This window comes from Pseudomonas sp. 1 R 17 (assembly GCF_900067035.1).
Taxonomy (GTDB): Bacteria; Pseudomonadota; Gammaproteobacteria; order Pseudomonadales; family Pseudomonadaceae; genus Aquipseudomonas; species Aquipseudomonas marginalis.
In genome coordinates this window covers 17526-27070 of record NZ_FKLB01000036.1, presented here as the reverse complement: position 1 = coordinate 27070, position 9545 = coordinate 17526, and the positions used below count along the sequence as shown (strand labels likewise).

The following is a 9545-nucleotide window of genomic DNA, read 5'->3' as shown; positions in this document are numbered from 1 at the left end:
GGGTGTAGAACCGTAGACATCGTTTACATCTGAAACCGGGGACATCGTTTACACATTTGAGGCCTGGACGCGGGTCATACCTCGTCCAAGCCTCCCCAAGGGATAATCACACAGGTACAAATCCCAAGCTTCATCTTCAGCTTCTTTGAGCCCTATCCTTTCCCCGGACAGCGCCTCGCTGATAAATACCAACTTGCCGTTCCACTTGATCGATCCGTCCTGCCTGACGCTTCGAACTTTCATTTCTGCCGGATATTCCACATCGGGCAAGCATCCTGGATAAATTCGGGTGGACGGCACATACAAGTCTCCCGGACGTTTCATGCCGAGCGCTTCGTGAGGGCGTACGTAATTAAACTCATGCCTGAAATGCTCCAGCAAAAGCTGCTGCTCGACTAAGTTTTTCCCTAAGGGCAACTCAAGTTTCAAGCTACGGTGCATTCGTTCATGGCGACCATTCTGGGCGGGTCTTCCCGGCATGGTTCGCTCGGGATAAATACCCAGCCGAATCCACCAAACTGCCAGTGTGGATATTCTTGCCAGGCCAGGAGAGGCGAACGGTACCCCGTTGTCCGAACGGATAACTTCCGGCATGCCGTACTCCTGAAAAAGCCTCTCAAAGGCCTGTTTTACAGGCTGGGTCATGATCTTGGGATGGGCCCTGCACGCTAAAATCAGCCGCGACGCATGGTCTGTGACGGTCAAAGGGAAGCACATCTGAGCATTAAGCATCTTGAACTGCCCTTTGTAGTCAGCACACCACGTCTTGTTAGGTTCGTCGGCCTTTCGCATTTGTGCGTGGGAAATGCTGTGTCGGCGTTTGAAGCGCCGCTTTTTGACGAGCCCAAGTCGGTCAAGCCATTGACCGGCCGTACTTGGAGAGGGCCAGGTGACGGAGGGATCTTCCAGCCGTAATAGCTCGAGAAGCTTTTTCGGCCCCCATTTATCGTGAGCCTCCTTCATCGCGACTACACGGGCCAAAATCTCGTCGTCGGTTTTATTTGGGCTGTTGTGAGGTCGCCGGGACAGTTCGGATAAAGACCTCAAATCGCCGTCGTGCCGGGCAATCCACTTATCGACGGTAGGTCGGCTAACGTCAAAGCGGCGTGCCAACTGGCTTTTGGTGAAGTTGCCAGAAAGCCAATCAGCTACCAGCTTGATTCTTTGATTCATGGGGGACTCTTGGTTCCAGGGCATGATCAGTTACCTCCTGATCATGCGTATTAGCCTGTAAACCATGTCCCCGGTTAGAAATGTAAACGATGTCCCCGGTTTGTACCGGGGCAAGCCCCCTCCCACATTGGATTGTGGTTTACACCACTAGCTGGCGTCTTTGTTCTGAGGCGCGCCAGGCACGAGGGTCAAGCCTGGTTTTTCCACGTCGCGGGAGACGTGGGCTTTGACTTCCGACACGCCGCCGTCTTCGTCGTTGTGGATCACCAGTACGCCCGGTCGGCGCAGTTGCTCCAGGTCACCCTCGGCGAGGCTGAAGCTCTCGCTCAGGTTCTTGTCGGTGAGAGCCTTGGCTTCGGCGCGGCGCTGGGCAAACTTGCGCCCCTTGCGTTGCTGGTAGCGTGCCCAGGTGACCAGGATCACCGCGTTGAACAGTGCGATCCACAGGTAGACCTGCAAGGTATTGAGCGCCGCGAAAATCGGCGCCTCGATACGCGGGCCGCCGTGGGTTTCAAGCATCGAAGTGACCCCGCGCGCCAGCAGCCAGACCAGTCCGGCCCAGGCCATCAAGGTCAGGATCACGTCGATGATCCACATCACGGTACTTTGGCGAGTTCTGACCAGTTTCATGCTCACGCCTCCTCTTCAACAGGTTTGATACCGCGATCCGGGCTGACCCAGCGCGCGCGCTTCTGGTGCTGGTTGAACAGCACCTTGGGGAAACTGACCAGGGTGGTGAACAGGCTGACCAGCCAGAACACCATCGGGTACCACACGGTCCAGAACAGGGTTTTCCACAGGTCTTTCTCGTAGCGGCGGTCGATCAGGATGCTCACCGCAAACTGCACCAAACACACCATCGCCAGCACCAGGCCGGTAAAGGCCGGCGGGACCAGGGAGTCCACCGTGATTGCCGGCGGCAGCACGATGAATTTGCCCAGGCCCCAGAAAATCACCGAAAGCAGGAAGGTGAAGGCCCAACCGGTGGACAGGCAGTATTCGAACAGCAGCGGCCACAGGTAGCGATGGCGCCATTGCCAGATGCCACGGATATTCTTGAACAGCACTTCGGCACCGCCCTGGGCCCAGCGCAGGCGCTGTTTCCACAGGCCACCGACGGTTTCGGGCATCAGGATCCAGCACAGCGCGCGCGGCTCGTAGAAGATGCTCCAGTGATCGAGCTGCAGCTTCCAACTGACATCGATGTCCTCGGTGATCATGTCGGTGCTCCAGTAGTCGATGCGGTCCAGCGCCTTTTTACGGAACGCCACCACCACACCCGACACCGTGAAGATCCGCCCGAACACGCGCTGGGTGCGCTTGATCAAGCCGATGATCGAGGAGAACTCGCCCACCTGCACGCGGCCGATCAAGGTCGAGCGTGTGCGGATGCGTGGGTTGCCGGTGACGGCGCCCAGGCGCGGGTTGTCGAGCATCGGTGCAACCATGTAGGCCGCCGCGTTTTTATCCAGCAGCGCATCGCCGTCGATGCACACCAGGTATTCGCTGCGCGAGGCCACCGCACCCATGCGCAAGGCCACGGCCTTGCCCTGGTTCTGCGCCAGGTGCAGCACCCGCAGGCGTGGATGCTCCAGCGCCAGGGCATCGAGGACGGCGGCGGTGTTGTCCTTGGAACCGTCGTTGACCGCGATCACTTCGATGTTCGGGTACAGCTGGCCCAGCGCCGCATGAATGGTGTCGGCGGCGTTATCGCCCTCGTTGTAGCAAGGGATGATGATCGAGATCAGCGGGTTGCCGGCCAGGGTCGGTGCCGGAGTGTCTTCCTCCCAGGGCCAGTGGCGCTCCCAATGCAGCCAGAAGTACAAGCCACCGGCGATCCACAGCGCCGACATGAACAGCGGGTAGAAAAACACGAAGTCCATCAGGAACTGCCCGGTGACCAGGAAGATCAGGCCCAGGGGCACGCCTAATACCAGTGCCAGCACGAATAACGCCAGGATTCTGTCGAACATGGTCAAGGATTCCATTGGTTGGAAAGGGCCGGACGCACAGTCTTCAGGTCCGGGGAATTTTCCAGGAAGTTGTCCGGGTAGTAGCCAAAACTCGTGACACCCTGGCGCTTGAGCACACCCATCCATTCAGCCATCTGCACAGCGTCGATATCCGGCGCGGCCTTGGTGCGCCAGTCTTTGGCCTGCAGTTCGAATACCGTGCGCTCCATCGCGCCAGGACGCGCCTTGACCGTCGCCACCAGCTTCTCCAGCCAGGCATTGGAGGTCTTGTACTCCTGGCCTTCCATCAGCGGCATGGCCATCGGCGCGGTCCAGTCATAGGTCTGGAGGAAATCATCGAGGTTCTGGGCGAACCAGGCCTCGCTCGCCGGGTTGAGCATCGGCTCGGCGAAGATATTGCGCGCGGTCTGCACCTGCGGCCCACCGATGGCGTGGACCTTGGCGGTCAGCTCTTTGGTGAAGTCGATCAGGTAGCGGCTCTTGAAGCGCGTCCAGCGCTGCATCACGGCCGGGTCGGCGCGCAGGGCCTGGATGCTGCCCGGCAGGCCGTTGGCGGCATAGGCCTTGAGCGCGGCGGGGCTGGCGTCTTCGAAGTCAGAGAGCACTGCGTCGTCGTGGTACAGCACGCCGTCGATGGCATTGTTGCGCGCCAGGTCTTCATAGATCTCGCCAATGATCTTGCGCACCTGCGGGTCGAACGGCGACAGGCGTTTATATTGGTCCGGGTCGGTGCCGACCTGACCGGTTTCCGGGTCCCAGCGCGTCACGCGGGGCAGCTTGGGATCGAGGGCAAAACTCAACACCGGCATCCACGCGTACACGGCGGCATGGGCACGGGTGTGCAACTGCCAGGAGACGCGGTTGAACAGGTCGGCGCGCACCGGCAAGTGACGGTTGGGGAAGTACAGTTCGTGCACCAGGCCATCCCCCTTGGGGTCGGCGAAGGCTTGCAGGAACACCGTACCGGCGCCCATGTCCACCACGCGCTGCACCAGTTGGTCGAGGTTGCGCGCCTGCTGGGCCGGGTCCGGGTCGTAGACGTTGTCCAGGTCCACATGCAGCACCCGCAGCGGTGCCGGGGTTTGCACGGCGACGATGCTGTTGGCGAAATGCTCGCCGTCCGGGTCGGAGGCCACCAGGAAGCGCGGGCTGTTCATCAGGTCACTGGAGCTGTCGAGGCCGTCTTCCAGGGTCAGGGCCATCTGGTAGCCCTGCTCGCCGACGATCGCCAGCGAGGTGCCCTTGGCGGCGCCGTACGGCCACACCCATACCCGTGGTTTCTTGCCGGTCACGGTTTGGATCTTGTTGGAGATCGCCGCGACATCCGCACGCAGCCGCGCATCGAACTGCGCCTGGGTTTCATAGCGGCCCGTGGCCGGGTCATAGCGCAGCGAGGTCGCCGCCGGCTCGAGGTTGCCCTGGGGGTTGGCCAGGATCCCGGTGTGGCTGGCGTCGGTGTGCGCGGCGATTTCCACCAGGCCCGATTGCGACACTTCGCGGATCTGCTGCCAGGTAAGGAACTCGCCGCGCGGCCGTGGCGAGCCGGCGAAGTCCACCGGTTTGTTCATCGGCGTGTCGATCCAGTAGCCCACCGGCGCCAGCAAGGCCGGCCAGCGATAGGCGCGCAGGATCGGCATCACGCGGGTATAGAAGCTCGAATAGCCGTCATCGAAGCTGAGCATGATGGCTTTGGGCGGCAACGCGGGGCCGCCACGGCGGGCGGCCAGGATCTGGTCAACGCTGACCGCCTGATAGCCGTTCTCCCGCAGCCAGGCCAACTGTTCGATCAATCGCTCGGTGCGCACCGCCACCACGGCCTGGTCAGGATCGCGGTCCGACACGTCATGGTAGGCAATGCCCAGGAAGTGGTTTTTCGGCCACGCCGCTTCGTTGGGCGGTGTCGGCCGCTCGGCGGGGGGAGTGAAAGGTGCGGGTTGCTGGGCGCAGGCACTGGCCAGCAATACGCCCAGAACCAACAAGCAACGGCTGAGGAAGGTCATGGTCAGGCTCTTTTAGAAACGGTAAGTGAGGTCGACGAGCAGACGCAGATCGCGTTCGCGATCCCCGTCATAAGGTCGGCTGATCAGGCTCAGGTTGGCGCCGGCGTCCAGCACGTCATTCCAGCGAAAGCGTTGGCCATAGCCCACCAGACCGATGCCACCGGTGGAGTAATCCCGCTGGCTATACGTACCCGCACCGACCTGGAACTGCTGACTCCACTGGGTCTCGTAGCGGTGATAGAGCACATGGTTGATGTTGAGGACGGGCAACACGGTAAAGTCCGACTTCGGATTGAAGTACACCGTGTCTTCCTTGCTGTTGCGGCTGGCGCCGACTTCCAGGCCCAGGTCCACTTGCACTTTCGGCGAGCTGTAGAGGCCTTCGCGGCCGCTGAGCAAGGCTTCGAAGCGGTCGTTGCCGTCGCTGAAATGGGAGGGGCTGAGGGTGAGTTTCCATTCGCGGCTTTCGTTGGCGCGCCAGCGGATAAAGCCGCTGCCACCGTTGGCCGTGACCCCGTCATTCAACGCCCGCAGCGGCGTGGTGCTCAGCAGGTAGCCGAGGCTGCCGCCGTATTGCCAATTGTCGTTGATGTCGCGGGCAATCGACACCGCGGCGCCTTGTTTGGAGCCATCGCCGTAGGAATGGTTGGAGACCTCGGCTTCAATGGTCATGTCGCGGGTACGCCGCTCCACGCCCACGACCTGCCAGCGATGCTGGCCCGTGCCTTCGCTGAAGTCGGCCTTGGCATACCCGGCGCCGGCGAATACACGCCAGTCTTCGTCGATGGGCGGCGTGTAGATCCGACTCTCAATGCCCCAATCGCGGCTACCCGCGACGGCGCCCGCGTCACTGTCATTGCCCCCGCCAAAACTTTTACCGGTATAGGCCTCGACCCGCAGCTCGGCCATGTCATGCACGTCGCGCAGGCGGCTCAGGCGCTGCACCTGGCGATTGTCCGGGTTGCGGGCGAGCACATCGTCGGTGAGCACGTCGAGCTGGCGCCACTCCTGCAGGTCCATGGCGGTGTAGGCCTGGCTCACTTCCAGGCCCATATCCCGTGGGGCCTGGGCTTCGGTTTCCTTCAGGATGCCTTCGGCACGCCGTGGCAGGTCGCGGGCGCGGTACATGTCAGCCTGGGCCAGGCGCAGGCCGACGTTGCCAGGGGCTTTCGCCACCAGCGCTTCGAGGCCGGCTTCGCTTCCCGGCAGGTCGCCGCCGTAGACGCCGGCCTGGGCCGACAGTTGCTGGGCGTCCATCCACGCGTCGTTGGGGTTGCCGATGGGCAAGCCCTTGAGCTCGACCCGCGGGTTCTGGCTGTTGGCGAGGCCCTTGGCGACCTCGTTGGCGTCCTCGGCTTTATCGCTTTCCTGCAAGGCGTAGAACAGCGCGGTGGTGTCTTCGACCCGATCATCGGGCTCGGCGTCGGTGGCGCTCAGGGCCTGGCGATACAGCGGCTCGGCTTTTTCCGGCTGGCGTTGGTCGAGGTAGGACGCGGCCACCCAGCGCACGGCGTAGGTCGGCAGTTGCACGCCTTCGGCCTTAAGCACTTCGTACTCGCGGATCACTTCAGCGGTACGCGCACGGGCCTTGAGTGCACCCAGGCGGTCGATACGCCAGCGCACCACATCGTCATGGGCGCTGGCGTCCGGGGTCCAGCGGGCGAGCAGTTTGTCGTAATCGGCCAGGGCTCGGTCGGCAATCACGTAGCGTTCTTTTTCGCTGCGGGTGGCGAACTCGGCCATGCGCACACGCTCGGCAGCGAGGTCGCCTTCCAGGCGGCGCTGGGTCACCGGGTCCAGCAGGCCAGGACGCTGGGCCGACAGGCGCAACGCGGCTTCCGGCAGGCGGGCCTTTTGCAGGGCGACGATGTATTCGCGGGCGACGTCAGGCTTGTCGCCCGCGCGGATAAACGCCTGGTCGAACTCAAACAGCGCATCGTAGTTGAGGCCGGCGCGGGTCAGTGCGTAGCCCAGGGCCATGCGGCGGTTAGGATCATCGGGCTTGGCGGCCACCAGCGCGCGGGTGCGTTGCACGGCTTCTTTGGCCTTGCCGCCGTCGGCCTGGGTCAGGGCCAAGCCCAGTTGCAGATCGACATTATTCGGCTCACGCAGCAACGCCTGGCGATAGACAGCCTCAGCCTGGGCCCATTGCCGCTGGTTACGATACGTACGCGCGACGGTGGCGAGCGCCTGGGTGCTGAGGTTGCGATGTTTACCCTGGGCCTCGTACACCTTCAGCACTTCGGCGTCCTGGCCGGCCCAACCGGCGATCACCACATGATCGCTGACCTGGCCTGGCGTCTGGCGTTCGGCAGACAGCTGGCGCAATTGGGTCAGGGCGGGGGTGAAGTTGCCGTTGCGCGCCTGAATAATCAGTGCGTCATAGGCCGGATCGGCCATGGCGAAGGCGGGCATCAGTAATTGGCTGCATAAGGCTGCCCCGACGAGCAGTCGCAACCGGCCTGATGCACTGAGTGGTAGGTTTCGCAACATATCGTGAGCTTCCTTACACACGGAAAGCTGTAACGATAGGTGGTCCTGAGCGAATTGCCGCAGGGTGCCGGCGTCCAATGACCCGGCCTAGCTTTCCTGTGTGAACTATCTCTTAGGAAAGTAGGAAAAAGACCAATCCAAAACAATTGTTCAGAATTGCGCAGCCTATCTGAAATGTGAATGTGGGAGCGGACTTGCCTGCGATAACGGGGTACCAGCCGGCACGTGCGCCGACTGTTTGACCCTTATCGCGGGCACTCCCGCTCCCACATTATTTATTTCCGGGTGATGGCGAAATCTTTACTGTGCGCCGCTGACCGCGCCGACCTTGGCCATCACAAAACCAATGAATTGCTCGACGGTCATCTTCTGGCCGTTGAAGGTCACTTCATTGTTGGCGTAGTGCAACTTGGACACCACGTCGCTGCCGACCAGGGTCGCCAACTGAGTACCGACCGCCATGCCGCTGACCATCTCAGCGGCCATTTGGGACTGCTGCTCGATGGCTTTCGCGTCGCTCACGCCACCGAGTTGCGCTTGCAGGGCGGCAACGTCGCCAATCATCGGCTTGGACAGGGTCAGGTTGGCATCCAGCAATGCAATCATCTGCTTGCCCAGCTCAACCGGCGGCAGCTCCATGGACGCTGGCTTGGCCAGGTCCACCAGCAGGTTGAACTTGCTTTCGCCATGGGTGGTTTTCAGCGACAGGTTTTCCACGGCGATCTGCGGCTTGGCGGCCAGTACCTGGTTGACGTTCGCTTCGGCCAGGGCCTGCTCGGCTTCGGTCAGTTGCAGCTCAGGTGCGGGCTCGGTCAGTTGCAGCTCAGGTGCGGGCTCGCCCGCTGCGGCAGCGGCTTGCACCGGCTGCATCTTGTCCTGGTACAGCTTGGTCAACACCAGCATGGCCGGGATGTCGACGTTCTTCATGCTCAGGGCCATGGCCGCCGAACCCACGGGTTTGCCCTGGTAACCGATCTCGTCGATCTTGTAGTCGACACGGCCGGCCAGGTTGTTGTCCTTGGTTTCGCTGGAGTCTTTCTGCTCGAAGCCTTTGACCGTCAGCACGGCTTTCTGCGGGCCGAAGGTGAACGTGCTGTCGGTCAGCTCAACGGTGTTTTGCCCGGTGTAGAAGCCAAAGGTGGATTTTTCCAGGTTGCTGGCGATGGTCAGGCCAGACAATTGAGCTTCGAAGTGTTCGCCCTTGCCGTCTAACCCGGCGATCTTGAAGCTGTTCATGAAGCCGTCAGCCTTGACCTTCTGGCCTTCTGCGGTGCTGTCGAAATTCAGGTTGGCGCCAGAGAAGCTCGCCGAAGCTGCGGCGTCCTTGAACTCCAGGGGCAGCAATTCGATGTTGCCGTTGACCGAGCGGCTGTAGCCGATATTGGCCACGCCTTTGAGCGGCGACACGTCTTTGGCGGCGGCGAACCACTTCTCGGTGGTGGGGTTTTTTTCCAGTTCGTAGTGACTGGTGGCCATGACCGGCAGCCATTTGAGCGTCACCAGGCGCGAGAACGGCAGCGGGCCGTGTTCGATATGGTCGACGAAGAGCAATTCGGGATTGGGGTTTTCTTCGCCGAACACCGAGCCTTGGCCCTTCAGGCGGTAGTGCGCGGTGCTGCTGAACACGCCACGCTCCAGGGACACCAGCTCCAGGGCCACGGTGCCATCAACGCCGGCCATGGAGGTCTGCAGTTCCTTGTTGGCGTTCTGGATCGCGGTTTGCAGCACCGGTTCCAGTTGTTTACCGGTGTACCAGGCGCCGCCTGCACTGACGACGCCTACGGCGACAACTAAACCCAAAAGAACGACTGCTGGCTTATTCATGAAGTGACCTGATCAAATCCTGTGAGAAGTGGGCTGTCTTCCTTGAACCCTGTTGGGGTTGGCTCAAGCCCGCCGAAAAATC

General features: G+C 61.7%; 6 protein-coding genes. All 6 read right to left on the bottom strand.

The window, feature by feature from the left end; genetic code table 11:
• Window positions 1–48: 48 nt before the first annotated feature.
• On the bottom strand, window positions 49–1197 hold the full coding sequence (locus BFP99_RS11835) for an integrase core domain-containing protein (RefSeq protein WP_065924691.1): 1149 nt from the start codon (window positions 1195–1197) through the stop codon (window positions 49–51).
• A 123-nt stretch (window positions 1198–1320) separates the two neighbouring features.
• Window positions 1321–1803, bottom strand: coding sequence for a poly-beta-1,6-N-acetyl-D-glucosamine biosynthesis protein PgaD (gene pgaD, locus BFP99_RS11830; protein ID WP_065924687.1), 483 nt, complete (start codon window positions 1801–1803; stop codon window positions 1321–1323).
• A gap of 2 nt (window positions 1804–1805) precedes the next feature.
• The gene (gene pgaC, locus BFP99_RS11825) at window positions 1806–3146 is read right to left on the bottom strand and encodes a poly-beta-1,6-N-acetyl-D-glucosamine synthase (protein ID WP_027608081.1); all 1341 of its coding nucleotides are present in this window, start codon (window positions 3144–3146) and stop codon (window positions 1806–1808) included.
• Window positions 3147–3148: 2 nt separating this feature from the next.
• Window positions 3149–5146, bottom strand: coding sequence for a poly-beta-1,6-N-acetyl-D-glucosamine N-deacetylase PgaB (gene pgaB, locus BFP99_RS11820; RefSeq protein ID WP_065947309.1), 1998 nt, complete (start codon window positions 5144–5146; stop codon window positions 3149–3151).
• A 12-nt stretch (window positions 5147–5158) separates the two neighbouring features.
• Window positions 5159–7639 carry a poly-beta-1,6 N-acetyl-D-glucosamine export porin PgaA gene (pgaA, locus tag BFP99_RS11815; RefSeq protein ID WP_065947308.1) on the bottom strand — a complete coding sequence of 827 codons (2481 nt, stop codon included), beginning with the start codon at window positions 7637–7639 and terminating at the stop codon, window positions 5159–5161.
• Window positions 7640–7939: 300 nt separating this feature from the next.
• The gene (locus BFP99_RS11810; protein WP_065947307.1) at window positions 7940–9463 is read right to left on the bottom strand and encodes a YdgA family protein; all 1524 of its coding nucleotides are present in this window, start codon (window positions 9461–9463) and stop codon (window positions 7940–7942) included.
• Between the last annotated feature and the right edge of the window lie 82 nt (window positions 9464–9545).